The sequence below is a fragment of the Empedobacter sp. UBA5036 genome, assembly GCF_002415215.1.
Taxonomy (GTDB): Bacteria; Bacteroidota; Bacteroidia; order Flavobacteriales; family Weeksellaceae; genus Empedobacter; species Empedobacter falsenii_B.
Genome location: NZ_DICC01000018.1, coordinates 47,725 through 72,445 on the forward strand (window position 1 = coordinate 47,725; position 24,721 = coordinate 72,445).

Sequence of the window (24,721 nt, forward strand, 5' to 3'; positions counted from 1 at the left end):
ATTATCTTCCCATGTAAATTAATAATACACTAATATCTGCTGGTGATACACCACTAATTCTTGATGCTTGTGCTACTGTCGCAGGTTTTATTTTTGTTAATTTTTGACGAGCTTCTATCGACATCGAACCAAAGACATGATAATCTATATCAGCTGGAATTTTTAGATTTTCCAAACGATGCAATTTATCTGCATTCTGTTGTTCTTTCTTAATATAGCCTTTGTATTTGATCTGAATTTCTGTCTGCTCTAATTCTTCTTGATCGTATTCATTCGTTTCAATAAACTCTTTTACTCGATCTAATTTTGTGAAATCAGAAAGCTTTAATTCAGGACGAGAAATAACCGAAATCATTTTGTTTGGTTGTTTCAAAGGTGTTCCTTCGCGCTCTTCAATTACATCATTTATTTCTTGTGGCTTGATGGAATTTTCTTCGAAATAATTAACAAGTTTTTCAGCTTTGTCAAATTTTTCTTCCATTCTTCTCAAACGATCTTCTGAAGCTAAACCAAGTTCAAAACTTTTTCTTGTCAAACGTTCATCCGCATTATCTTGTCTCAATAAGATACGATATTCTGCACGAGACGTAAACATACGATAAGGTTCTTCTGTACCTTTTGTAATCAAATCGTCGATTAAAACTCCTATATAAGCTTCGTTACGATTTAAGATAAATGGATCTTTTCCTTGAATTTTCAACACAGCATTTATACCCGCCATCAAACCTTGAGAAGCAGCTTCTTCATAACCTGTTGTTCCGTTAATTTGACCAGCGCAATATAAGTTATCAATTAACTTAGTTTCTAGCGTATGTTTTAACTGTGTTGGTGGAAAATAATCATATTCGATGGCGTAACCTGGACGTAACATTTTTGCATTTTCAAAACCAGGAACAGAACGTAAAGCTCTTGCTTGAATATCATCTGGCAAAGATGTTGAGAATCCATTTATGTAGAATTCCATCGTGTGCCAACCTTCCGGTTCAGCAAAAATCTGATGACGATCTTTGTCTGCAAAACGATTAATTTTATCTTCGATAGATGGACAATATCTTGGTCCTGTTGATTTAATTGTTCCGTTAAACATTGGAGAACGATCAAAACCTTCGCGCAATAAATCGTGAACTTCTTGATTCGTATAAGTAATCCAACAAGAACGTTGTTTTGTTAATTTTTGTGTATTTGTATATGAGAATTTTGAAGGATTTTCATCACCTGGTTGCTCCACCATTTTCGTATAATCGATAGAACGACCATCTACACGTGGAGGAGTACCTGTTTTCATTCGTCCAGCTTCGAAACCTAAATCAACTAATTGTTCCGTAATTCCGAAAGCAGCAGATTCTCCCATGCGTCCACCTCCAAATTGTTTTTCTCCAATATGAATTAAACCATTCAAGAAAGTACCATTTGTAAGTACAACAGACTTAGAACGAATTTTCATTCCCATGGCTGTAATTACTCCGCAAACTTTACCATTTTCGATGATTAAATTTTTCACCATATCTTGAAAGAAGTCAACATTCTCTGTTCTCTCTAAAGATAAACGCCATTCTTCTGCAAAACGCATACGGTCTGATTGCGCACGTGGAGACCACATTGCTGGACCTTTTGATTGATTCAACATCTTGAATTGAATCGCAGTTTTGTCGGTAATAATACCAGAGTATCCACCTAAAGCGTCAATCTCGCGAACAATTTGTCCTTTTGCAATTCCTCCCATAGCAGGATTACAAGACATTTGTCCGATTGTTTGTAAGTTCATTGTAACGAGAAGCGTTTTTGCTCCTAAATTGGCTGCTGCCGCTGTTGCTTCTGCACCAGCATGACCACCACCAACTACAATTACATCATATTCTGATTGAAATATCATTTGATTTGTAAACTTATTTTTCTTGTTAAAATAATAAATGTTCCACGTGGAACATTATTGATTTAGATAACTACTAAACGTTTCTAAATATTGATTTTCTTTAGCAGTCATCAATTCTTTGTCATCTGGTTCTTTGTCCATATAACCAGCAAAATGTAATATTCCGTGGATAACAACACGAGCTAATTCGTTCTCAAAAGAAACACCATTTTGCTCTGCATTATCTTTGATTCGTTCAACGCTAATAAAAATATCACCCATCAATTCGTCTTCAATAGAATTATCGAAACCGATAACATCTGTGTAATAATCGTGGTCTAAATATTGTCGATTAATTTGAAGTAAGTATTCGTCATCACAGAAAATATAGTTTAAATCTTCTATTGTTTTCCCTTCATTCTTCATGCTCTCTACGATCCAATCTATCCAAGTTTGAGCATCTTTTAGCTCAAAATCTGTTTCGTAAAATAATTCTATCATTGTTCTAAAACCAGTAACCTAAACTTAAATTAAATAATCCTTTTTTTGTGTAAGGCGAATAACTCCAAATAAAATTTAAAGGTCCTAATGGACTATCGTAACCATAAGTAACGCCATACCCAAGATATTTGTAATCTGTTAAACTTAATTGCTCAAATCTATCTGTGATATTTGCAATATTCATAAATAGACTTGTGTAATGATTTTTCAAAATTCGAGCTTGGATATGAGAGCCAAAAAGCAATTGATTGTCGCCAATCGCAGAGCCAAAAGGAAGCCCATAAAACTTGGTGTAATTTAAAAAATCTTGTTCAACATAACCTCCGATATAAAACTTCTGAGGCATTGTTACATTATCGTTGAAAAAGGTTCCAAAGTTAGCAGTAAATCTGTAACTTAGGAAATTATTTAACGGAAAATTTGCCTCTAAACTCGATTCTAACAAATAGTTATTTTCAAACCCAGTTACATTAGAATCAAACAAATACTTAAAGCTTCCATCAAATTTTAAACCACTACGCGCAAAATTTGCATTATTTCGATTATCTGCTTTAATATATCCATACGCTTTCCAATAATAACCTTCGGATTTTGTAGGAAATTCGTCATTAGAAGCAATAAAATTATTTGTGAAAACTTTTGTGTATTGATGCTCTAATCCAACGCCAATTGCAAATTTTTCTTTAATCGTTGATTGAATGTAGAGTTGATTGATGTATTCTCTAAAGTTATAATTGACTTTTTTGTAGATATTATCCTGGTCAAAGAAGTTTCTTAGATCAATTTCTTTGTCAAAATAATGCGAAAAAGAATTGAAACCAATACTTGGTAAATAACCATTATCAATGAAAAAATTGATGTTATATCGTGCATAATCTCCAACCACAACATCGGCAGAAAACACAGAGTTTTTGACGAATAAATTCTTTGAAGTAAAGTTTAAAAGTAATCCTGTTTTGAATAAATCATCGTAATGTAATCCAAATCGGATTGATTGTTTGGTCTTATTTTCTTGAACTTTTAACGTTAATAAATTTTCTTCATCGTTAAGTTCTGAGATTTTATACGTGATATTATTAAAGTTTCCGGAAGCATACAATTTCGAAATTCCAGCTTTTAAATCATCATATTTTATAATTTCAGGTGTACGAATTCTTAGCTTACCTTCGATATAATTTGTGTTGAAATTCTTCAATCCTTCAACTTCAATTTCTTTCACCAAAACATAATCATCAAGTTTAATTTCGTTTCGAGTTTTGTTTGAAGCATGCTGTTTTTTTGCAATTTCTTTGAGTTGATCATATACTTTTTCAGAAGCAATAAGTCCACGATTGTAAATAGAATCTACTTCGTCAAAACTTGTAACTGCATATTCTTTTAACTCTGGTTTAATCAATAAATCGACTAATTTCTTTTGTTCATCCGTTTTTTTAACGATACTCATCGTCATAATTTGACTCAAAATATCAATAGCAGAATTTAGATCATCACGTTTTTGTAAACCATCACCCAATTCTACACCGATAATAATATCAGCACCCATATCTTTCACTTCTTTCACGGGGAAATTGTTGACAACACCGCCATCAACATATATTTTACCATCAATTGTAACAGGATCTAACATTGTTGGATAAGCGCCCGAAGCCAAAATAACGCGAGGTAAAAATCCTGAACGAAAGACTTTTTCTTCTCCAGTTTCGAGATCGGTTCCGATACAGACGAAAGGTGTTGGAAGTTTATTGAAATCATCAATATCATGAACTGGACGCAATAAATAAGTCAATAAATCAAGCGGACCTTGACCTTTTGAAATGGCATTTGGAATCGTTAATTTGAACTTATCAAAAGGTAATTCTAAGATGTATTTTTCTTTGTATGCTTTCTCGAAAAAAGGAATCTCTGCACGATCTTTATTTTGCGTAATCAATGAAGAAATGTCCAATTGATGCATGATTTTCTCGAGTTCGTCAGGTGTATATCCAGCGGCATATAATCCACCGATAATCGCACCCATACTTGTTCCTCCGATGTAATCAATTTTGATTCCAGCTTCTTCAATTTTCTTCAAAGCGCCAACATGTGCATAGCCTTTTGCGCCACCACCACTCAATACAACACCCACTTTTAGACGCGTTGAATCGTTCTTCGTTTCTTGTGCAAAAGAAATGGTTGAAATAATGAAAATGAAAGCAAAAAGACTGCGCATAAATTGATCTAAATTGAGGAATAAAGATAGCAATTTTGAATCTAAGTTGTAGAATTGTTTAACCTATTCTACATTATTTTCATAACAACTTAAATAATATGAAAATTTCGAAAAGTCTGCAGAAAAAGCTTTATTTAGTTTTAGAAAAGGCTTTAGTTTTTCTATTTGTGAAACAGAAAGTGGATATGAATCATAAATTTCTGATGGATAATCATCCTTATTTAGGATAAAATCATTTAAATAAAGAAGAATCTGTTCAGATGTTATTTCTAATTCGAATTCATTGTTCAGAGAATCGTCAGAATTATTATACTCTTCAATTAATCTAATTATTTTATCCATTTATTTTTTTTTAAATTACAAAAAAAGAGCTACTTTTCTGTAACTCTTTCAATAAATTATTCTTTGTAATAAACGCGTTTTATACGTTGGGAAACCGAAGTTAAGACTTCATAAGGAATTGTTCCTAACCATTCGGTAACGTTAGCTAAAGTTGGCGAGTTTCCAAAAATAGTCACTTCGTCACCTTCTTTACATGGAATATCGGTAACATCAACCATCATCATATCCATACAAATGGTTCCGGTAATTGTAGCCAAATGCCCGTTGATACCTACTTTTCCTTTTCCGTAACCAAGTGAACGACGAATTCCGTCTGCATAACCAACAGGCAAGGTTGCAATTTTGGTATGACGCTCCGCTGTAAAACGACGACCATAGCTTACAGTTTCGCCTTTTTCAATCTCTGAAATCTGAGAAATTACCGTTTTGAAACGCACAACAGGTTTCAAATATTTCTCCATAAAATCGGTATATTCAGAGTAGCCATACATTCCGATTCCTAAACGAACCATGTCATATTGATGTTCTCCATACGCTACAATTCCAGGAGAATTTAATGCATGTTTGATTGGTTTTATGTTTAAAGCAGTTGTAATTGTCGCATAACTATTATCAAAACGTTCTAATTGATATTTCGCATAATCTTCCTGCTCTGGCATATCGGCAGTTGCTAAATGCGTGAAAATTGAGCGAACATAAACATGTGAATTATCTTTTAGAATTGCAATTAACTCTTCGAAATCATCTTCATGAAAACCAAGACGATTCATACCCGTTTCCATTTTTAGGTGAATTGGATAAGGCGAAGAAATCTGTTTTTCTTGTAGTTTCTGAATAAATAGTTTCAAGACGCGCAAACTATAGATCTCTGGTTCTAACTGATAATCGATAACCGTTGAATAACTACTCTGTTCAGGATTCATCACAATAATTGGAACGGTAATTCCGGCCTCGCGTAATTCTTTTCCTTCGTCTGCAATTGCTACGCCTAAGAAATCGACACCGTTATTTTGTAAGGTATTTGCCACCTCAAAACTTCCTGTTCCATAACTATTTGCTTTCACCATACACATCAATTTTGTGGTAGGTTTTAGTAACGAACGGTACACATTTATATTCTCGATAAGGTGTTGCAAATTGATTTCGAGAACAGAATCGTTGGAACGTGTTTCTAATTCATTCGAAATTTTTTCTAATTTGAACGGACGAGCACCTTTTAATAAAATAGCTTCGTTGTCGACATTTTGATGACGGAATTGTTCTAAGAATTCTTCAGTCGAATTGAATGAACGAACATAAGATTTGAATAAATGTTTGAACTGAGAAATTTTTTCTCCAATCAAAACTATTTCATCAAAATGATAAGGGTTGACTAAATCTGCCGCTTGTTGATATAAATCGTGATCAGATAAGTTACTTTGTAAAATATCCGTCAATACCAACGATTTTTTGTCGCGTGGTTGTTGATTTAACACATTTAGACCAATTTTTAATGAATTTAGATCAGAATTGAAGGTATCATTAATTAAAATTGAATGATTAATCGCTTCTTTAATTTCCAAACGCATTTCGATTGGTAGAAGTTGACCAAATTCATTTTTAAGTTGTTTATAATCAATATTTAAACTGATTAAAGTCGTTAAGCAAATTAAACTATTTTTAATCGAAGCATCATCGATAAAAGGAATCGCATAAGTGAATTCTTCTTGATTATGTAAAATAGAAATTTGTGTATTTGTCTGATTACTGATGATTTGCTTGATTTGTACAGTGGCAGAATTTGAGTAACCATAAGTGTATTTATCTATTTTTGCTAAATGGGCGTTTTCAAGAATAGCTTGATGCACTTTTTCATTTTCAATATTGAAAACTAATTTATCAACATGAGAAAATAGTTTCAATTTTTCATGAATCAATTCATCTTGATTTTTGAACTTCTCTAAATGCGCTTCTCCGATTTTTGTCAACACACCAATTGTTGGTTGAATAATTTCTTCGAGATTTTGCATTTCATTTGGCATCGAAATTCCCGCTTCGAAAATACCCAAATCGTTTTTCTCCTCCATTTGCAAAACAGAAAGTGCTGCTCCGAATTGAGAATTGTAACTTTTGGGACTACGAACAATCGAGAATTTTTTCCATAACAATTGATTCAACCACTCTTTGACAATCGTTTTTCCATTGGAACCGGTAATTCCGATCACAGGAAAATGAAATTGTTTGCGATGAATTTTTGCCCAATTTTGCAAAGCAAGTAGCGGATTTTCAACCTCGATAAAATTTGCATGAGGCAAATTTGTCAACGCTTTTTCTACGACAAAATTTCGAATTCCTCTTTGATAAGCATCTTGCAAAAACAAATGTCCGTCTTTTTGGTTTCCGTGAAAAGCAAAGAAAATTCCGTGAATTGGATTGACAATCATGCGCGAATCAAAGAAAATTTGATTGATGATTTCGTCTCCATTTCCAATCAAAGTACCGTTGATGATACTTGCTATTTGATTTAGATTATAAGTTTTCAACTTTGTGTTTGTTATGTTCTTCCCAGAAAGCAACTCGGCTTAATGGTTCGTATTCTAGTACTTCGCCAAGCTCAACAAGGCGATCACTGTCAATTTTTCGGTGCGAATAATTGGCTAAATTTCCTGTACGAACGCAGATTGCATGCACTTTTGTTACATACTCGGCAGTCGCCATTAAATTGGGCATTGGACCAAAAGGACGACCTTTAAAATCCATATCCAAACCAGCAACAATAACGCGTTTACCTTCATTGGCCAATTGATTGGCCACGTCTACAATTCCGTCATCAAAAAATTGTGCTTCATCAATTCCTACCACATCGCAATCATCAGCCAATAATAAAATTGCTGAAGAATATTCAACAGGTGTTGATGTAATAGAATTTTGATTGTGCGAAACGACTTCACGGTCAGCATAACGCGTATCTACCGTAGGTTTGAAGATTTCGACACGTTGCTTGGCAAATTCGGCACGTTTTAGACGGCGTATAAGTTCTTCGGTTTTACCAGAAAACATTGAGCCACAGATGACTTCTATCCATCCACTTTTTTTGTTATGATTAAAGGTATTTTCGAGGAACATAGTTCAAATAATTTAGATTAAAATGTGAGAACAAATTTACGGAATAAATTAGATGAGAAAATTAAAAAATATAAATAAAGCATTTTGTATAAGAAATGTAGGAAATTTGCGTTTCAACTATAGTGTATATTAAAATATTAATGATTTTTAATTTATGAGTAATTCTCAAGAAAATAATTCCCAAGAAATTGATTTGGTTTATTTGGGAAGAAAACTAAATCAATTGTTTCAAAACATAGGGCTATTTTTCTTTAGACTATTAAAATTTTCTATCAAGAATATTGTAGTCATTTTATCTTTGTTAATCATAGGTTTGGTTTTAGGTTACGTAGTTGATAAATACTACAGAACAACCTATAAAACTGAGATTTTTGTTATTCCTAACTTCAATAGTATAGAGTATTTATACAACGAAATTGAAAATTTTAAATCTAATATTCCTAAGAATAAGGAACAAGAGAATTATCTAAAAAATATTGTAGACATCGAAATTAAACCTATTGTTGATGTAAAATCTTTTATTGATAATAATCAAAATAGAGAATTTTTGAAAGTCTTGTCAGATAATGGAGAAAAGTTTGAAACCATATTAAAAGATAAAGATATTCTTAAAATTAATAAAGTACATTATATCATTGTCACTACTAAATCAAAGGAAAACACGACTAAAATTGTTCAGTATTTATTTGATAATTTAAATAACTCAAAATATTTTCTTGAAAGGCAAAAGTCTGAAGTTTCAAACTTGCAAAATAGTAAAATTCAGCTTACAAAATCTATTGATCAAATCAATAATATTTTAGATAAATTAGGAAATAATGGGACTGAGACCTCTACTAAAGATTTTAATATTAATACTTATGATCAACTAAATAATGTAATCGATTTGAAGAAGTCTTATGTAGACGAAATTTCTAAAATTGATGTTAAACTTGTTGAAGCTCAAAAAATAATATATCCAATTAATGTTTCATATGATAATATGAGTAGTCCAAAAATATATTTAAAAGCTGCTATTTTATTACCTCTTTTTTTATTAGGACTATACTTTATGGGGTATTATCTAAAGAGTTTTTATAAGAAATATGATCGAATCTCTAAAGAAGAAAATGCTAAAAAAGTTAAATGAAATATTCAAAAGTAGAGATCTAAATCAAGTAATAATAACACTTATACTAAGAGTTATAGGTATATTGTTGTTATTTGGCTTCACATTGTTTTTAACGAATAATTATAAGCCTGAAGTTGTTGGAGATTATGAATTAATAAGAACTTTTTTATTAATAATAGGTAGTTTAACTGTTTTAGGAACTGAACAATCTATCTTATACTTCATAGGAAAACTTACTTCTAGCAATTCTTTGGAAATGAGTTTAAGTAAATTATATTTCAATATTCTTAAATTGATATTTATATCATCTTTATGTTTGGTTTTTATATTTATCATTTTACCAAAAGACTTAATATTAGATTTTTATAACCGAGATCATTTAATTTACAATTATATAAAAAAGTCTGTTTTTTTGTGTTTTTTTTATAGTGTTACAATCTTCAATACAGAAATGCTTAGAGCATTAAACTATATAAATTTGTCAGAAATATTTAGAAATATTCTTAAATATTCAATTGTAATTATAGGGAGTATGATTCTATTATATACAGGTGATTCTATTTGGCTTATTGATTTTTATATATATGGATTTATTATTTTGTCAATTATATCTACAATAGTTGTTTTAATTGATATTAATAAGAAAGATAGATTTAAAAATTATCACAAAATAGAATTTGATGATTCTTTAGTTTCGATAAAATCAATTATTATTAAATCGTATCCAATGGCTATAAGTGGATTATGTTTTTTTGTGATGCTATCAGTTGATATTATGCTATTAAAGAAATACTTTGGGAGTGAATCAGTTGCTTATTATTCTATTGCGATAAAATTATTAACTATTCTTTCAATGGTTATTATAGCCGTTAATATCAATATTGCTCCTAAAATATCTGAGTTTTATCATTCTAATAAAACTTATGAGCTAAAAGAAATATTAAATAAAAGTCGTAAAATTATTTGTTTTATGAATATTCCAATAGGTATTTTTCTTATTTTATTTGGAAAGAAAGTTCTATTATTCTTTGGACAAAATTATTTAGAAGTATATTATCCAATGATTATTTTATTAATAGGACAAATAATTGCTTCTTTCTTTGGATCTACAGCAATTACACTCAATATGATTGGTCAACAAAATAGGTTTCAATTTATATTATTGTTTGCTACGTTATTGAATATTATTTTTAATATAATTTTAACTCCAAAATATGGGATGATAGGAAGTGCCATATCTTTTGTGGTTAGTTTATTATTCTGGAATATTGTGTCTTTTATAACTTTTATTAAATCAAGTAAATTAAATACATTATGATTCCTAAAATTATTCATTATTGTTGGTTTGGAGGAAATATGATTCCAGAAGATGTAATCAATTATATTGAGACATGGAAAAAAATAATGCCAGATTATGAAATAATAAAATGGTCTGAAGATAATTTCGACGTCATGAAACATCATTATACAAGAGAAGCTTATAAAGCAAAGAAGTATGCATTTGTATCAGATTATTGTAGATTATTTGTATTAAGAGAGTTTGGAGGGATTTATTTGGATACTGATGTGGAAATTCTTAAGAGTCTTGATCTTTTTTTAAATCATAAGGTATTTATGGGGTTTGAAGGAAATCGATTGGTCGGTACTGCAGTTATAGGTTCTTGTAAAAATGCTGTATTTATTAATGAGATTATTGACTTATACGATACAATAAGGTTTAAATTATCTGATAATAAATATGATTTAACACCTAATGTTATTATAATTACTGATTATTTAAATAGTAAAAATATTATCACAAAAGAAGGGATTAATAATTATGATGATAAATTAACGATTTATCCTAGAGATTACTTTTCTCCTAAACACTTTGATACAAGAAAAATGACTGTAACAGATAATACTCATACTATTCATCACTATTCTCAATCTTGGACATCATTAAGTCATAAAATTATTCAAAAAATTAAATTTATTTTAATTTTTATTATGGGTTTTAAAAGAACAAGAAAAATGATTGATACGATTAATAAAATAACTAATAATGAATAAAATACAATTTATATTAATAGTAATAATTTGTGTTTTATTTGGTTTAATATTCCCTTTTGTTTTACCAGAAAGATTTTATGCGGATGCAAGACCTATTGTATTAGATCTATATAACGAAAAAGGACTTATAGGAAGTTATCCTTTTACAATGCTTTTTTATTGGATTACTGGTTTGGGAAAACTTCCATTTAGTATAGTTGCATTAATTCAGCTTCCAATATTATTTTTTTTGCTATGGCTGATAGGTATACCAAATCGTTTTGCACAAATTAATATTAAAAATTGTCTTATTTATTTATCATTTCTTATGGTTAGTGTTTTTATAGGACAGCCTTCTAAAGAATTTATTACCTTCATTTTTGCAGCAATTATTGTTTATCTTTTTCAATACAAGTATTTTTCATTTGGTGTTGCTATATTATTTTCATCTATATTATTTATCATCTTTGGAGGTTTCTTTCGCCCCTATTTTGCATTTATGCCTTTTATAGCACTTTCAGTCTACGCTATAACAAAGATAAAATTTACAAATAGGTGGATTATGTCCTTTTTTTTAGGTCTAAGTGTTTTAATTTTTTTCTCATTAATTTTTAAACTTGGAAAGGGAGAATATTTATCTGAGATGTCAAGAGAAAAATTAAATTTCTTACGACTTGAAAATGGTGATGAAAATGCTAATACAATGATTCTTTCTCCAATTCCTGTGACAAATATATTTACAGAAGCTTTTGCTACATTTTATGGATTTGTAACAGTTAATTTTCCTATAAATGCTCTTCGTTTCTTTTATAAGCCGCAAGTAATGGCTTTTGTTATTTGGCAGCTCCTATTTACATGGATAATCATTATACGTTTTGGGTTCTTATTAAAAAGTTTTCCTGAACGAAAAAAAGAATTATGGGTAATGTGTTTGCTACTGAGTTATTTATTTATTCAAGGAATTTTTGAACCAGATTTAGGTTCAGCTATACGCCATAAAATAGGAATTTTACCAATAATTTATTATCTATTTTATTATGATGATTTCAAAAGAAAAATTTAATCTAATAAACAATTATCTTTTAGTTGTTATTTTATGCACACTATTTTTTAGATCAGTGTCAACGCTACTTATTTTTGTTTTTGCAGGATTTAATTTATTTAACTATAAATATTTGAAATTTAATACTAAATACTTATTTGTATTAGTCGTTTTAACACTTCCTTTTTTATTAGAAATATTGTTTCTATGGAATAATATAGGATCAGGTAAGTTGTTAAAACCGATAGAAAAAGTTATTTCTTTTTTTATCTTTCCTTTTTTTATTTTGATGAATCCAAAAGGTTATTCAATCTATAAAATATCAGATTTATATCGAAAGATTATGACTCTTCTTATTGTTATTCTGTTGATTCGATTTTTGATTATTGCACCAGAATATGTTTCTAAATATGTGAGAGGAATTCATCTTTGGGAAATGGGATATGTTATTAGTAATAGTTTTGGGAATCATGCACCTGTAGTGAATATGCATATTGCTTTTGTTGTTGTATTAAACTTATATTTTTTATTGAAAAACTATCCACAAAAAATATTGATGAATATATCATTTTTAATCATGAGTGTAATCTCTTTATTTATTATAAATACGCGTCTTGCTTTAGGTAGCTGTATTATATGTTGTTTTATTGTAGTATTTAGTTATGCTTATAAGAAGTACAATAAAAAGAGTATATATGCTATGATATCCTTTGTTGTTTTAACAGCAATAATATTGTTTACTGCTTTTGCTACAAATCCATATATGAAAGAAAAATACTCTAAAGTTACATTTGCTAATATGGATAAAATAGGAAGATTGGATGAGGTTGAAAATCCTGACAATGTATTACATAATGCTTTGGTGACAAGAGTGAGTATTTGGAAATCAGCTACTGAATTAGGTTATAAAAGAGTTTTTACGGGTTATGGTTCTGCTAATGCAAAAGAAAAACTTGTTGAGTATTTTAAAGATACAAATCAACAATTTCTCGCTAAATATAAATTTCCCGTACATAATCAATTCTTTGATTACTTTTTAAGGTTTGGGATTATTGGATTTGTAGGTTTACTATTTTATTTTTTTACAATGTTTAGAATAAGTTTTTTATCAAAAAATTTAATAGGATTGTGTTTTGTCTTAAACTTTTTATTTTCCAATTTGTTCGATGATTTTCTAATTCGTTTTCAAGGTATTGTTTATAGTGCAATTTGGTTTAGTTTAATAGTTATTACAGCAACACCTGTATTATTTTTTAAAAGTATTAAATACAAAAGAGTAAATAATAATTAATTAACAATGAATATCTAAAAATGAAAAAAAAAATCAGTGAAATTATACAAAAAGAAAAGTTTCATCCTGGATTTATAGGATTTTTTATTAATCATAATTTTTTAATAAGAAAATCTCTACGAAATGCAATCAAATCTAATGCTCATTTACTTGAAGGTTCTTTGTTAGATTTTGGATGTGGATCAAAACCTTATAAAAAGTTTTTCGTAGCCTGTAAAGAATATATAGGTGTGGATTATAAAATTGAAGGTAGGGAAGATAAACAGAAAGAAGTTGATGTTTTTTATGATGGTAAAAATATACCGTTTGAAAATAGTCATTTCGACTCTTTGTTGTGTACAGAAGTTTTAGAACATGTTTTTAATATTGATGAACTATTGCATGAATTTAATCGTGTACTAAAATTGAATGGTAAATTAATCATTACGACTCCATTTATGTGGGAAGAACATGAAATGCCTTATGATTTTGCTCGATACACAACTCCCGCGCTCGAACATTTGTATAAGAAGAATGGTTTTATAATTATTGATAATTACAAAACAGGAAATTCAATTGAAGTGATTACTCAGTTTAAAATCAATTATATAAAAAATATTCTTCCAGAAAATAAAGCTGTTAAACATATTGTTTTATTACCTTTTATAGGATATTATAATTTGAAAGGTGTAATTATAAGCTTGATTTTTCCAAAGGATAGAAAAACATATTTTAATAATGTATTTTTATTAGAAAAAAAGAAGGATTTGATGTAATTGTTTATTCTTAGTTTTTAAGATGAATATAGTTTATATAATTCAAGCATATTAGTGCGGTTATCAAACTTTGATAAGCATATTTTATAAGAATTTTCACCCATTTGTTTTCTTAATGTAGAATTTTCAAGTTGGTTGATGAATTTATTTAATTCATTTATATTTTGAAATAGATAACCATTTTTGCCATGTTCTACGATATCTTTATTTCCTATAATGTTCGTCGAAATAATAGGTTTACTAAAAGCTAAAGCTTCTAGTAAAGCAATTGGTAAACCTTCCCACAAAGAAGTTTGCAAAAATATATCAATTTTATTAAGATAGTTGTAAACTTCTTTAGAGGTATGAAACCAACCTGTAATTTTAATATTAGGAGCGGTAAGTAAATGCTGGAGTTCTCCATCTCCAATCCATAAAAACTGATATTGTGGAAACTTTAAAGCAATTTCATTAAATAATTGAGGATTTTTTTGAAAAGAAATTCGACCTACAATTCCTAAAGTCAATTTTTCGTGAAGATTTTTTTTATAATGTTTAGATACTTCTTCAATATTTATCCCATTCCTAACTAATTTAGCTTTACCAAGTTTCTTAGCTATTTCAAATTCTGTATCTCCACAAGCAATAGTTGTTCCTCCGAAAATTGATTGGGTGTATTTTTCAATACATTTTAGTGCAAACTTCTTTTTATTTGAAATATCCTCTCTTAAAAATGAATAACCATGAGGAGTGTAATATAATTTATGTTTTTTGAAAGAAAAAAAACTTGTCCAACGTCCTACTATACTTGCTTTAGAAGAATGTAAATGAATTACATCTGGATTAACTTTTCGAATAATTTCAATTAATTGTATAGTTGATTTTATATCTTTTATTGGATTGATATTTTTTTCCATATCTACCTTTATAAGATGAACTTTATTACCGAAATCTTCTTTTATTTTTTCTGGTAATATCTCATTACGTTTATCATTGTAAATAATATATGTATCACAATTTCTGACTATATTATCTTGACTAAAAAAATCACTAAGTCCTTTAAAATAAGTATATACACCGCCGCCTAAGGCTTCTACAATATGTAATATTTTCAAAATTTAATGATATTTTAGTGAGTATGATTAAAACGATGATAAACGTAAATAATTATATTTTATTCAATTATTATGATTGAAATATACTAAAATAGTTTAAAAGTAGTTTATGATATAGAACAAAAATTGTAGATATTTTTTATCAATTTCTGATATGATAAGATCAAAATTTAAATATGTTAAAAATTTACTTATTGCATTAGATTTACTTGTATTAATTAGTTTATTTTATGGATTTTTAAAAGTTCAGTATAAATATTTTTACACTGTAAAACTTACAATATTACCTACTTTAGAGGCATTACTCGACGCTCATTACAAAGCAATTTTACTATTATTACTCGCTTGGTTTGTTATTTCAGATTATGTAAAACTTTATTCTATAAAAAGAGTTAATTTTCTTAGAGAAATTCTCCGAAAAATAGTGTTGCAAACATTTTTCTTTTCTTTGATTATTTTTACAATTTCTGGAATAAAAAAAGAGGAACTATTAGCGAATCAGTTAATTGTTTCTTTTGTTGTCATTTTATTTGTTTATCTAATCTTTACTCGATTACTAGTATTTTTTGTTAGTCGCTATAATTTTCAAAAGGGGAATGATGTAAAGAATGTTATTGTTTTGGGAGATAATAGTAATACACCACGTTTTAAATCGATTATAGAGAATAGAAAACATTATGGCTATAGAATTATCAAAACAAATAATATTATTGATAATGATTCACTAGAAGCAGTTTTATTATCAAATAAAGTTAAAGAAATATTTATATCTCAATTAGGATTACCTATATCATTACAGGAGCAAAGTATTGTTAACTTTTGCGAAGATCATCATGTAAAAGTGAGTTATATACCTTACTCGTTGAACACAGAATTAGTAAGTTTAGATGTTGTATACATTGATACTTTACCAATTTTTAGATTTAAAAAATTTCCTTTAGAAAAAACGGAAAATAAATTGATCAAATCATTATTTGATGTTATCATTTCTTTTTTTGTTTTAATTTTTATTATGAGTTGGTTGTTTCCGATAATTGCATTTTTAATTAGGTTAGATTCGAAAGGTCCTATTTTGTTTAAACAAAAAAGAAGAGGAATCAATGGAGTAGAGTTTGACTGTTATAAATTTAGAACAATGCATAATGATGGAACAAATTCCATTAAAGCTACTGTAGTTAACGATAATAGAATTACAAAAATAGGAAAGTATCTTCGTAAAGCAAGTTTAGATGAATTGCCACAATTTTTTAATGTGCTGAATGGGGATATGTCTCTTGTAGGTCCACGACCGCATATGATTTCTCAAGATATCTATTATAGAGAAATTATTAAAAAATATAATCTTCGTAATTATGTGAAACCAGGCATTACAGGTTTAGCGCAAGTAAAAGGTTATCGTGGAGCTATAGATTGCGATAAAGATATGGAAGACCGTATACAAACAGACATTTTTTACGTACGTAATTGGTCACTTTTTTTAGATTTACAGATTATTTATCAAACAATAGGTTTAATAATAAAAGGAGATAAAAATGCTATATAAAACATAAAAAAAACCTCTTATAAAATTTATAAGAGGTTTTTCGAATTAATTCGAAAATATATTTTATACAATATAAGATAAATTATCTTTCGTATCTTTTTTCATTTTCGGTTCCAAAGCTAGCGATTTTATATAACCACCATCCCATCAATGCGCATCCGATGAATGTAAATAACCATCCAAAGATAACACCAATTGGAGATAATAAGTTTTCAAAAGTCCATTTGAAAATATCACCAATCGCAAAAAATAAATCAGTTATAACTCCCATATTCTAGTTTATTGCTTAATTTGCATCAAAGTTAATAAAATGTTGGTTAATCTACTTGACAAAAGGAATTTTTTTATACAGATTTTTATCATTGTGCTGTTTACATTGCTTGGAGCAACGAATTTTAACAGTATTGATCTGAGTAATTTAGAAAAATTAGGCGTAGTCCTGACGATTTTGACGATTGCTTTTGTAGGGTATATCGACAATACGAATGATTTAATTTCGACTTCTTCCTATCCAACTTTTGTCTATATTTTATGGATCATGCCTTTTATTGCAGGTTTATCCGATTATCGAATTGCAGGAAGTTTGTTGCTTGTGACTTATGTAACAGTGCAATTACTCTATTTTGAGTCAGAAAAAAATGATACATATAACGCTTTTGATATTGGCGTTTTTATGAGTTTTGCAATTTTATTAAGTCCACCACTTATTTTCTTAGGAATTGTAGTTTTTACTTATTTCTTGACTTTAAGAGTGGTAGAACCAAAAATTCCTATCCTTGGTTTTCTAGGATTTATTCTTCCTATATTAATCGTTGCTCAAGTTAGTTTTCTGCTCGATTATTACTTTATGTTCGATTTTTATAAAGAACAATTAATGTTTACAATGGTACATTTCGAATGGAAACAATTGTTTTTAGTTCCAATTGCAATTATTCTAATTTATTCAATTATCAATCATTTCAAGAATGTGAATAAATTGACAGCACAAAAGAAACGTATCTTTTTGTTGATGCATTTTATGTTTGGAACAATGCTGATTACGTATATTCTTTACGGAGGAAATAACGATGCTTATCTTGCTTTTTTAGGTTTTAGCATTATGTTGATGTTGACAAGATACTTTAGCGAAAGCAAACCCAAAATAGAATGGCTAAAAGAGGCATTTCTTTGGGTTTTTATGATTTGCTTGCTAATTTATAATTTTTATGATAGAATCCCGAGATTCTTCTCCTTGATTACGGAGGTAAGTTTTTAATTCGAATTCTTTTCCATCAAAAACACCATAAGTAAAGTAGTTAATCCAATCGCCAAGATTGATGTGACGTGCTTTGCCTATAGCAATTTCCATTGGTAAATGTCGATGTCCGTAAACTAGATAATCGTAGTATTTTCGATGCAATTGCTTGCGGCTATACATGATTAACCATTCGTTGTCAACGCCTAAGAAATTAACATCTTCGTCTCCTGAAATCATTTTATTTTTTCGCGAAGCTGTAATTCCCAACCACATTGCCAAATCGGGATGAAGTAGATAAAAAAGGAATTGACAAACTTTGTTTGTAAAAACCTTTTTCATGCGTTTGTAGCCTTTATCACCAGGTCCTTTTCCATCTCCATGTACAATAAAAAATTCTTTTCCATTGATGATAAAATCCTGCTTATCTCGAAAAACGATTACGTTGATTTGTTCTTCCAAATAATCTTTCATCCATAAATCATGGTTTCCAACAAAGAAATAAATTGGAATTCCGCGATCAGAAATTTCGGCTAATTTTCCTAAAACACGCACAAATCCTTTTGGAACAACCTGTTTATATTCGAACCAAAAATCGAATAAATCGCCAATCAAAAACAAAACACCACAATCGTCTTTTATTTCGTCAAGCCATTTTACAAACAATTTTTCGCGCACCAAACTATCTTTTTCATTCGGAGCACCAAAATGATGATCCGAAGAAAAATAGGCTTTTTTACCAGATTCTAACTGAATGTTTATTGGTTGTCCTCCGCTAACCATTCTGCATAAGAATTTTCAGTTTCGTGTAATTTCAAAGCAACCAAATCGATATTCGCTGGTAAAAGAGGTTTGATTTTATCCACAATCCACAAAATCATGTTTTCAGCAGACGGTTGATAATCTGTAAAAACAACATTGTGTCCTTCTGCTAATAATTTTTCACCTAATATTTTGTGAGGTGAATTTTCGTTCAATAAAATAGCGTGATCAAAAAGATTAACAATTTCTTTGTTCACAATTTTTTTCAAATCCCCAAAATCCATCACCATTCCAAGTTTCACATCGGTTGTGTCTTCAGAAGGCGTTCCTTTCACAGTTACAAATAATTTGTACGAATGTCCATGTATATTTTTACACTTTCCGTCATAACCATGCAAAGCATGTGCAGTTTCGAACGTAAAAGCTTTTGTAAGTCGAATGATTTTCATTAAATTTAGTACTAAACTTTAATTTGCAAAGGTAATGGAAATCAAAACAATCGTAAATTCTTTGGTTGATTTATTTTTTCCGATGCGTTGTTTGGATTGCCAAGACGTCATTCAACATTCGCAATTTCTGTGTGTTTCGTGTTCAACAAAACTCGTTTTCACACATTTTAATTTCGATCAAAATAATCGCGCTTATGATAAATTGAGAAATTTTTGCGGAGTTGAAAACGCTTTTTCTTTGTTAGAATTTAAACATCATAACACCACGCAAGCTATTTTACATGAAATGAAATATAGAAATCGCCCAGAAATTGGAATTGATTTAGCGCAGATGATTAAGTTTGATTTGAGTGATTATGACGGAATTATTCCAATTCCTTTGCATCCAAAAAGATTGAAAGCAAGAGGATTCAATCAAGTAGAAGATTTTGCACGAACGTTGGCTGAAATCAACCAAATTAATTATTTTTCGAACGGATTAACTAGAACTAAATACAACTCTTCTCAAGTAAATGAAGACAAAAAACATCGATTAGAAAATTTGAAAGATGCGTTTGAAATCAATCCAAATCTTAAGCCTGGACATTATATTTTGATTGATGATGTGTTAACAACTGGCGCAACGATTGCATCGGCAATAAAAAAGTTTAATCTTTCAGAAAATTTTAAGATAAGTGTAATTACCATTGCTTGTGCTTAATAACAAGCTTTTTCTTAACTTGCGCCCATGAATAAGACGACACGTTTTTCGCTTTTGATGTTAACCATTTTGACGGTTATTTCTTGTGCAAGACAAGGTTCACCAACGGGAGGACCTAAAGATGAAACTCCGCCAGTTTTCCTAAAAGCTGATCCAGATACGTTGGCAACGAATGTAGATGTCAATTTGCAAGAGGCAACAATCAACTTTGATGAGTATATTCTTCTAAAAGAGTACAGCAAAAATGTGGTTGTTTCGCCATCGTTTCAAATTCCGCCAATTGTGACGCCGCAAGCTTTAGCGAAGAAATATATTTCGATTAAATTTCAAGAACCATTGTTACCAAATACGACATATAGTTTCAATTTTGGTGATGCGATTCAAGATTTTAATGAAAATAATAAGTTGTCAAACTTTCAATATGTTTTTTCGACAGGTAGTTTTATTGATTCGTTGAAGGTGACAGGTCGTGTAAATTCGTCTTATGATTTCAAATTACCAGAGAAGATATTGGTCGGGCTATATAAAATAGATAGTACATACAAAGACAGCATTATTCTGCAAAAGAAACCATATTATATTGCTAGAGCCAATGATAAAGGAGAATATCAATTAAATTATTTGGCTTCGGGCAAATATAAATTGATTGCTTTTGAGGATAAGGTAGAAAATGTGATGTACGATTATGGGAAAGAGCGCTTGGCTTTTCATAACGAACCAATTGAGTTGAATGCAAATCAACAAATCAACTTGAATTTATTCAATCAAAAACCAGCTTATCGTAAACCTGAAGCGAGTTTTAAACAAGAAGGTTTAATTGTTTTTAAAACGACTGGCGCAACGGATGATGTTACGATAACACCGGTAGGAAAAGAATTTAAAACGGCTTATATTCAGAAGTTTCCAAAACAAGATTCGATTAATTTTTGGTTCAATCCAAAAGTGGATACGATTGTAGGAAAAAGCGCAAAATTGAATTTCAAGGTTCAACATAAAGATCAAATTGATGAAATAAGTGCATTATATTCAAAATCGAATACAGAACGAAAATTAGAATTTAAAGCATTAAATGATCAAAAATTAGCACCAAATAAACTATTTAAAATTCAGGCAAATGCGCCAATAAAATCATTGGATTTATCTAAAATTTATGTGTTTAAAGATACAGTTTCAATTCCATTCAAAGTTTCCATTGATACAGTGAATGCACAGAATTTGAATTTTGCTTTTGAGAAAAATTTAGACGAAAAATTTGAAGTTAATATTTATCCAAATGCGTTGACAGATGTGTTGGGAGAGAAGAATGATACGCTTGCTTATCCAATAAAAATGGGAACGCGTGGCGATTTTGGACATTTAAAATTAACGCTTCAAAATACTCCAAGTAAACCATTTATCTTGCAATTTCTAAAAACAGATAAAGATTATACAGTTTTGGAAGAGTTGTATAATCCAGCAAATAAAAACTATTTTGAATTCAATTTTATTGAGCCAGGTGAATATTTGTTCCGTTTATTGGTTGATGAAAACGAAAATGGAAAATGGGATACAGGCGATTATTTATCAGGTAAACAGCCCGAACCAATTTATTTGTATCCAGAGCCAATCAAAATTAGAGCGATGTGGGATGCGACTGAAACATGGGTTTTAGGTGAGGCAAATCAACCGGTTTCTTTACCAAATGATGACAAAGATTCGGACAAAAATAGAATACGTCGAGGAGAATTGAAAGAAGGCGAGGAACGCCAAAATCCACGAACAGCAAATAAGAAATCAGAGGAATAGTTCTCTGATTTTTTTTGATTCTAACTTTCTGGTGCCAAATATATAAAAGGTGAAAGAGGAATGTTTCTTAAAATAGAATAAACTAAAAGGAAGATTAAGAAATTTCTCGCAAAACTTGCAGGAAGATGTAATTTACCTGACATTGGTTTGCCTAAAAAAATATTTCCAACAATCGCATAATACAATTGTACACAAATGTAAAGTGCAAAAGGCAAAATAAGATTGTAACGTAAGGATTGTAAAAGATGTCCGTGAACAAGCAAGGAAAAAGCGCGCTGACCACCACAGCCAGGACACCATAATCCTGTTATTTCATGAAACATACATTTGATAGAAAACGGACTTTGGTTGCTGTAATAACTATAAAAATAGACAATTACCAAAATGGGTAAAAGCGTTGCTAGTCCATAAACCAAAATCCGTTTTATCATATGATTAATTTCCGTTAGAGCTTTCTAAAATACTTTTATATTGCTCCATATAAGCATCCATACCTCCTGTAATTAACATCACAACATTAATAATAACACCAATTACGCCTAAACCAATTGCAACATAAGCTAATAATTTAGAATTTTTAGCAGCTTGTTCAGCACCTGTATAATCCCCAATATTGTGTTTTGTATTCACTTGATTTGCAAAAACAATTGCAATAATACCCACAATAGTACCGATGCAACAAGGAGAACAAAGCCCTAAAATAGTCCCAATAATAGCTAAAATAAGGCTGTTTTCTGGTTTCGGTTTAATATCTTCGAAAGAAGATTGTTGAGGTTGATTAAAATCTTGAGTAGATTGACTTGAATAATCCATAATTAGAGTGTTTTTATTTGTCTAAAAATATGAAAATATGATTAATCAATGTGTTAAATTTCCCAAGAAATATTTTCTTTGATAGGTGTATTTATATTTCCACTATATATAGCGTTTTCTATTTTTAATGATTTACTTACAACGGTATTGCTTCCTACTATACAACCATTTGCTATAGATAAACCTTTCAGAATTTGAACTTTGTTACAAACCCATACATTATGACCAATTTTTACAGATTTGTCGGGATTAATCATTTCATTATTTTGATTGTAAATTATATGAAAATCAGTATCCATAATAAGTATGTCCCAAGACAACAAACAATTATGACCAAAAGAGACCTCATTATAACAAACAATAGATGATTCAGCAGTAATATTAAAATTTTCTCCAAAAGTTAATTTACCTTCTATTCCTACAGAAATTTTTGAACCATGACCAATATTTGTACGACCTTTAAAATTTATTATTCCATTATTTTCCCAAATTCCTTTTGATAATTTTCTGTCAAAAATAGAAATATCACCAAAACCAAGTTTAATCAATCCAAAAGAAGAATTTTCAGGAATATTAACCTTACCAGAGAGAGATTTTAAACGAAAATTAGAACTCATTAATACAGGAAATTTTAGAGCTTGATTAAATTTAAAATAGGTAAAATTGAAAATTATAGTTTTGATAAAACTAATTTTGAAAAAATTCTTCATATAAAATTATTGAAATAACATTCGATATAAATCTTCAACTTTAGATATTCTAACGATTCTAATTCCAAAATCTGTATCTTTTATTTTATTGTATTTTGAAACAAAAATTGCATCAAAACCTAGTTTTTCAGCTTCTGTAATGCGTTGTTCAACACGATTCACTGCTCTTATTTCTCCACTTAAACCAACTTCTCCTGCAAAACAACAATTATCTGGAACGGCAGAATCTTCACTTGATGAAAGAATTGCTGCAATAACAGCTAAATCAATCGCAGGATCATCCACTCGAATTCCGCCTGTAATATTCAAGAAAACATCTTTCATATTCAATCGGAAACCAGCGCGTTTTTCTAAAACAGCCAGCAACATATTCAATCGCTTGGCATCAAAACCAGTCGCAGTACGTTGTGGAGTTCCATAAACAGCAGTAGAAACTAAAGCTTGAATTTCAATCAACATCGGGCGAACACCTTCCAAAGTTGCTGCAATTGCATTTCCGCTTAGTAATTCATCTTTTTTGGTAATTAATACTTCTGACGGATTTGTGACTTCACGCAAACCAGCTCCTTGCATTTCATAAATTCCGATTTCTGCAGTCGAGCCAAAACGGTTTTTGTTTGCACGTAAAATTCGGTAAATATGGTTGCGATCGCCTTCAAATTGCAACACAACATCTACCATATGTTCCAAAATTTTTGGTCCAGCAATTACACCTTCTTTCGTAATATGACCAATTAAAATAATCGGTGTGTTGGTTTCTTTTGCGTATTGAATCAGCTCAAAAGTTGTTTCTCGAATTTGCGAAATACTTCCTGGAGATGATTCTACATAAGTGGTTTGAAGCGTTTGTACAGAATCGACAACAATCAGTTGAGGTTGAATTTCTTTGGCATGCGCAAATATTTTTTGCGTATTAGTTTCGGGTAAAATAAAACATTGATCCGATTCAATTCCGATTCGTTCGGCACGAAGTTTTACTTGCGAAACAGATTCTTCTCCAGATACATATAAGATTTTAATCGTATCTAACTTTAAGGCAACTTGCAACATCAATGTCGATTTTCCAACACCAGGTTCTCCACCAACCAAAATCACTGATCCAGGAACAATTCCACCACCTAAAACCCTGTCTAATTCTTGGTTTTTCGTTGAAATTCTTATTTCTCCTAATGGATTTATTTCGCGAATATTCAGGGCAAAAGTTTTTTCTTTTTTGTCCGATTTATCTTTCCACGATTTTTTTTCGTCGCCTTTGTCTACAATTTCTTCAACAATGGTATTCCATTCGCCACAACTTTTGCATTGTCCCATCCATTGCGCGGTTTGCGTGCCACAGTTTTGGCAGAAATATGTAGTTTTTGTTTTAGCCATAGTTTCAAATTTAGACAAAAA

Annotated in this window: 24 protein-coding genes; 10 read left to right on the forward strand and 14 right to left on the reverse strand. The window is 29.9% G+C overall.

Features of this window, described 5'->3' with window-relative positions:
* Position 1: 1 nt before the first annotated feature.
* The 6 genes from mnmG to B4J88_RS02305 all read right to left on the reverse strand — a co-directional run bounded on the left by mnmG (position 2) and on the right by B4J88_RS02305 (position 8,009).
* Positions 2-1,873 (reverse strand): tRNA uridine-5-carboxymethylaminomethyl(34) synthesis enzyme MnmG, encoded by a 1,872-nt coding sequence (gene mnmG / locus B4J88_RS02280; RefSeq protein ID WP_291066141.1) that lies wholly within the window; start codon positions 1,871-1,873, stop codon positions 2-4.
* A gap of 54 nt (positions 1,874-1,927) precedes the next feature.
* Positions 1,928-2,353, reverse strand: a complete 426-nt coding sequence (gene ybeY / locus B4J88_RS02285) for an rRNA maturation RNase YbeY (RefSeq protein WP_221854019.1) — start codon at positions 2,351-2,353, stop codon at positions 1,928-1,930.
* A gap of 4 nt (positions 2,354-2,357) precedes the next feature.
* Complete coding sequence (locus B4J88_RS02290) at positions 2,358-4,562, reverse strand: patatin-like phospholipase family protein (RefSeq protein WP_291066143.1); 2,205 nt, start codon at positions 4,560-4,562, stop codon at positions 2,358-2,360.
* Between the two features lie 63 nt (positions 4,563-4,625).
* Complete coding sequence (locus B4J88_RS02295) at positions 4,626-4,904, reverse strand: DUF7683 domain-containing protein (protein WP_280049806.1); 279 nt, start codon at positions 4,902-4,904, stop codon at positions 4,626-4,628.
* A 56-nt stretch (positions 4,905-4,960) separates the two neighbouring features.
* Positions 4,961-7,426, reverse strand: coding sequence for a bifunctional UDP-N-acetylmuramoyl-tripeptide:D-alanyl-D-alanine ligase/alanine racemase (locus tag B4J88_RS02300; protein WP_291066146.1), 2,466 nt, complete (start codon positions 7,424-7,426; stop codon positions 4,961-4,963).
* On the reverse strand, positions 7,413-8,009 hold the full coding sequence (locus B4J88_RS02305) for a thymidine kinase (RefSeq protein WP_219034099.1): 597 nt from the start codon (positions 8,007-8,009) through the stop codon (positions 7,413-7,415). Before B4J88_RS02305 ends, B4J88_RS02300 begins: the two co-directional genes overlap by 14 nt.
* Positions 8,010-8,163: 154 nt before the next feature.
* On the opposite strand from B4J88_RS02305, the gene B4J88_RS02310 reads away from it, so the two are divergent.
* Genes B4J88_RS02310 through B4J88_RS02335 form a run of 6 tightly spaced genes read left to right on the forward strand, consistent with a single transcriptional unit; the run spans position 8,164 to position 14,239 of the window.
* Complete coding sequence (locus B4J88_RS02310; protein ID WP_291066148.1) at positions 8,164-9,138, forward strand: hypothetical protein; 975 nt, start codon at positions 8,164-8,166, stop codon at positions 9,136-9,138.
* On the forward strand, positions 9,119-10,438 hold the full coding sequence (locus B4J88_RS02315) for an oligosaccharide flippase family protein (RefSeq protein WP_291066149.1): 1,320 nt from the start codon (positions 9,119-9,121) through the stop codon (positions 10,436-10,438). Before B4J88_RS02310 ends, B4J88_RS02315 begins: the two co-directional genes overlap by 20 nt.
* The gene (locus B4J88_RS02320) at positions 10,435-11,172 is read left to right on the forward strand and encodes a glycosyltransferase family 32 protein (RefSeq protein WP_291066151.1); all 738 of its coding nucleotides are present in this window, start codon (positions 10,435-10,437) and stop codon (positions 11,170-11,172) included. Before B4J88_RS02315 ends, B4J88_RS02320 begins: the two co-directional genes overlap by 4 nt.
* A complete protein-coding gene (locus B4J88_RS02325; RefSeq protein WP_291066153.1) occupies positions 11,165-12,214 on the forward strand; it encodes a hypothetical protein in 1,050 nt (349 codons plus the stop codon). Before B4J88_RS02320 ends, B4J88_RS02325 begins: the two co-directional genes overlap by 8 nt.
* Positions 12,192-13,484, forward strand: coding sequence for an O-antigen ligase family protein (locus B4J88_RS02330; RefSeq protein ID WP_291066155.1), 1,293 nt, complete (start codon positions 12,192-12,194; stop codon positions 13,482-13,484). Before B4J88_RS02325 ends, B4J88_RS02330 begins: the two co-directional genes overlap by 23 nt.
* A gap of 20 nt (positions 13,485-13,504) precedes the next feature.
* Positions 13,505-14,239: a class I SAM-dependent methyltransferase gene (locus B4J88_RS02335; protein ID WP_291066157.1), complete on the forward strand. Its 735-nt coding sequence runs from the start codon at positions 13,505-13,507 to the stop codon at positions 14,237-14,239.
* 17 nt (positions 14,240-14,256) lie between these two features.
* On the opposite strand, the gene B4J88_RS02340 is transcribed toward B4J88_RS02335, so the two are convergent.
* A complete protein-coding gene (locus B4J88_RS02340) occupies positions 14,257-15,333 on the reverse strand; it encodes a glycosyltransferase (RefSeq protein ID WP_291066159.1) in 1,077 nt (358 codons plus the stop codon).
* A gap of 154 nt (positions 15,334-15,487) precedes the next feature.
* On the opposite strand from B4J88_RS02340, the gene B4J88_RS02345 reads away from it, so the two are divergent.
* Positions 15,488-16,876 carry an exopolysaccharide biosynthesis polyprenyl glycosylphosphotransferase gene (locus B4J88_RS02345; protein WP_291066161.1) on the forward strand — a complete coding sequence of 463 codons (1,389 nt, stop codon included), beginning with the start codon at positions 15,488-15,490 and terminating at the stop codon, positions 16,874-16,876.
* 82 nt (positions 16,877-16,958) lie between these two features.
* Here the strand turns inward: B4J88_RS02345 and B4J88_RS02350 are convergent, their stop codons facing one another.
* Positions 16,959-17,147 carry a hypothetical protein gene (locus B4J88_RS02350; protein WP_125349128.1) on the reverse strand — a complete coding sequence of 63 codons (189 nt, stop codon included), beginning with the start codon at positions 17,145-17,147 and terminating at the stop codon, positions 16,959-16,961.
* Positions 17,148-17,186: 39 nt separating this feature from the next.
* On the opposite strand from B4J88_RS02350, the gene B4J88_RS02355 reads away from it, so the two are divergent.
* The gene (locus B4J88_RS02355; RefSeq protein ID WP_221854029.1) at positions 17,187-18,131 is read left to right on the forward strand and encodes a DUF6427 family protein; all 945 of its coding nucleotides are present in this window, start codon (positions 17,187-17,189) and stop codon (positions 18,129-18,131) included.
* On the opposite strand, the gene B4J88_RS02360 is transcribed toward B4J88_RS02355, so the two are convergent.
* Both B4J88_RS02360 and queD read right to left on the reverse strand, forming a co-directional pair.
* Positions 18,066-18,893 (reverse strand): UDP-2,3-diacylglucosamine diphosphatase, encoded by an 828-nt coding sequence (locus B4J88_RS02360; RefSeq protein ID WP_291066163.1) that lies wholly within the window; start codon positions 18,891-18,893, stop codon positions 18,066-18,068. The two genes, B4J88_RS02355 and B4J88_RS02360, sit on opposite strands and share 66 nt — an antisense overlap.
* Positions 18,869-19,321 (reverse strand): 6-carboxytetrahydropterin synthase QueD, encoded by a 453-nt coding sequence (gene queD, locus B4J88_RS02365; RefSeq protein ID WP_291065407.1) that lies wholly within the window; start codon positions 19,319-19,321, stop codon positions 18,869-18,871. Before queD ends, B4J88_RS02360 begins: the two co-directional genes overlap by 25 nt.
* 34 nt (positions 19,322-19,355) lie before the next feature.
* Here queD and B4J88_RS02370 point away from each other — a divergent pair, with 34 nt between their 5' ends.
* Both B4J88_RS02370 and B4J88_RS02375 read left to right on the forward strand, forming a co-directional pair.
* Positions 19,356-20,021 carry a ComF family protein gene (locus B4J88_RS02370; protein ID WP_291066165.1) on the forward strand — a complete coding sequence of 222 codons (666 nt, stop codon included), beginning with the start codon at positions 19,356-19,358 and terminating at the stop codon, positions 20,019-20,021.
* 27 nt (positions 20,022-20,048) lie between these two features.
* The gene (locus tag B4J88_RS02375; protein WP_291066167.1) at positions 20,049-21,806 is read left to right on the forward strand and encodes an Ig-like domain-containing protein; all 1,758 of its coding nucleotides are present in this window, start codon (positions 20,049-20,051) and stop codon (positions 21,804-21,806) included.
* Positions 21,807-21,826: 20 nt separating this feature from the next.
* Here the strand turns inward: B4J88_RS02375 and B4J88_RS02380 are convergent, their stop codons facing one another.
* The 4 genes from B4J88_RS02380 to radA form a co-directional block, all read right to left on the reverse strand.
* Entirely contained in the window at positions 21,827-22,237 is a 411-nt protein-coding gene (locus tag B4J88_RS02380; protein WP_291066168.1) for a DUF2752 domain-containing protein, read from the reverse strand.
* A gap of 4 nt (positions 22,238-22,241) precedes the next feature.
* Positions 22,242-22,619: a CD225/dispanin family protein gene (locus tag B4J88_RS02385; RefSeq protein WP_291066170.1), complete on the reverse strand. Its 378-nt coding sequence runs from the start codon at positions 22,617-22,619 to the stop codon at positions 22,242-22,244.
* Positions 22,620-22,672: 53 nt separating this feature from the next.
* The gene (locus tag B4J88_RS02390) at positions 22,673-23,236 is read right to left on the reverse strand and encodes an acyltransferase (protein ID WP_221854036.1); all 564 of its coding nucleotides are present in this window, start codon (positions 23,234-23,236) and stop codon (positions 22,673-22,675) included.
* 99 nt (positions 23,237-23,335) lie between these two features.
* Complete coding sequence (gene radA / locus B4J88_RS02395; protein ID WP_125349136.1) at positions 23,336-24,700, reverse strand: DNA repair protein RadA; 1,365 nt, start codon at positions 24,698-24,700, stop codon at positions 23,336-23,338.
* Positions 24,701-24,721: the final 21 nt, after the last annotated feature.

Coding starts and splice junctions, on each gene's coding strand:
- mnmG (WP_291066141.1), bottom strand. CDS start 1,873: ATGATATTTCAATCAGAATATGATGTAATTGTAGTTGGTGGTGGTCAT.
- ybeY (WP_221854019.1), bottom strand. CDS start 2,353: ATGATAGAATTATTTTACGAAACAGATTTTGAGCTAAAAGATGCTCAA.
- B4J88_RS02290 (WP_291066143.1), bottom strand. CDS start 4,562: ATGCGCAGTCTTTTTGCTTTCATTTTCATTATTTCAACCATTTCTTTT.
- B4J88_RS02295 (WP_280049806.1), bottom strand. CDS start 4,904: ATGGATAAAATAATTAGATTAATTGAAGAGTATAATAATTCTGACGAT.
- B4J88_RS02305 (WP_219034099.1), bottom strand. CDS start 8,009: ATGTTCCTCGAAAATACCTTTAATCATAACAAAAAAAGTGGATGGATA.
- B4J88_RS02310 (WP_291066148.1), top strand. CDS start 8,164: ATGAGTAATTCTCAAGAAAATAATTCCCAAGAAATTGATTTGGTTTAT.
- B4J88_RS02315 (WP_291066149.1), top strand. CDS start 9,119: ATGCTAAAAAAGTTAAATGAAATATTCAAAAGTAGAGATCTAAATCAA.
- B4J88_RS02320 (WP_291066151.1), top strand. CDS start 10,435: ATGATTCCTAAAATTATTCATTATTGTTGGTTTGGAGGAAATATGATT.
- B4J88_RS02325 (WP_291066153.1), top strand. CDS start 11,165: ATGAATAAAATACAATTTATATTAATAGTAATAATTTGTGTTTTATTT.
- B4J88_RS02330 (WP_291066155.1), top strand. CDS start 12,192: ATGATTTCAAAAGAAAAATTTAATCTAATAAACAATTATCTTTTAGTT.
- B4J88_RS02335 (WP_291066157.1), top strand. CDS start 13,505: ATGAAAAAAAAAATCAGTGAAATTATACAAAAAGAAAAGTTTCATCCT.
- B4J88_RS02345 (WP_291066161.1), top strand. CDS start 15,488: ATGATAAGATCAAAATTTAAATATGTTAAAAATTTACTTATTGCATTA.
- B4J88_RS02350 (WP_125349128.1), bottom strand. CDS start 17,147: ATGGGAGTTATAACTGATTTATTTTTTGCGATTGGTGATATTTTCAAA.
- B4J88_RS02355 (WP_221854029.1), top strand. CDS start 17,187: ATGTTGGTTAATCTACTTGACAAAAGGAATTTTTTTATACAGATTTTT.
- B4J88_RS02360 (WP_291066163.1), bottom strand. CDS start 18,893: ATGGTTAGCGGAGGACAACCAATAAACATTCAGTTAGAATCTGGTAAA.
- queD (WP_291065407.1), bottom strand. CDS start 19,321: ATGAAAATCATTCGACTTACAAAAGCTTTTACGTTCGAAACTGCACAT.
- B4J88_RS02370 (WP_291066165.1), top strand. CDS start 19,356: ATGGAAATCAAAACAATCGTAAATTCTTTGGTTGATTTATTTTTTCCG.
- B4J88_RS02375 (WP_291066167.1), top strand. CDS start 20,049: ATGAATAAGACGACACGTTTTTCGCTTTTGATGTTAACCATTTTGACG.
- B4J88_RS02380 (WP_291066168.1), bottom strand. CDS start 22,237: ATGATAAAACGGATTTTGGTTTATGGACTAGCAACGCTTTTACCCATT.
- B4J88_RS02385 (WP_291066170.1), bottom strand. CDS start 22,619: ATGGATTATTCAAGTCAATCTACTCAAGATTTTAATCAACCTCAACAA.
- B4J88_RS02390 (WP_221854036.1), bottom strand. CDS start 23,236: ATGAGTTCTAATTTTCGTTTAAAATCTCTCTCTGGTAAGGTTAATATT.
- radA (WP_125349136.1), bottom strand. CDS start 24,700: ATGGCTAAAACAAAAACTACATATTTCTGCCAAAACTGTGGCACGCAA.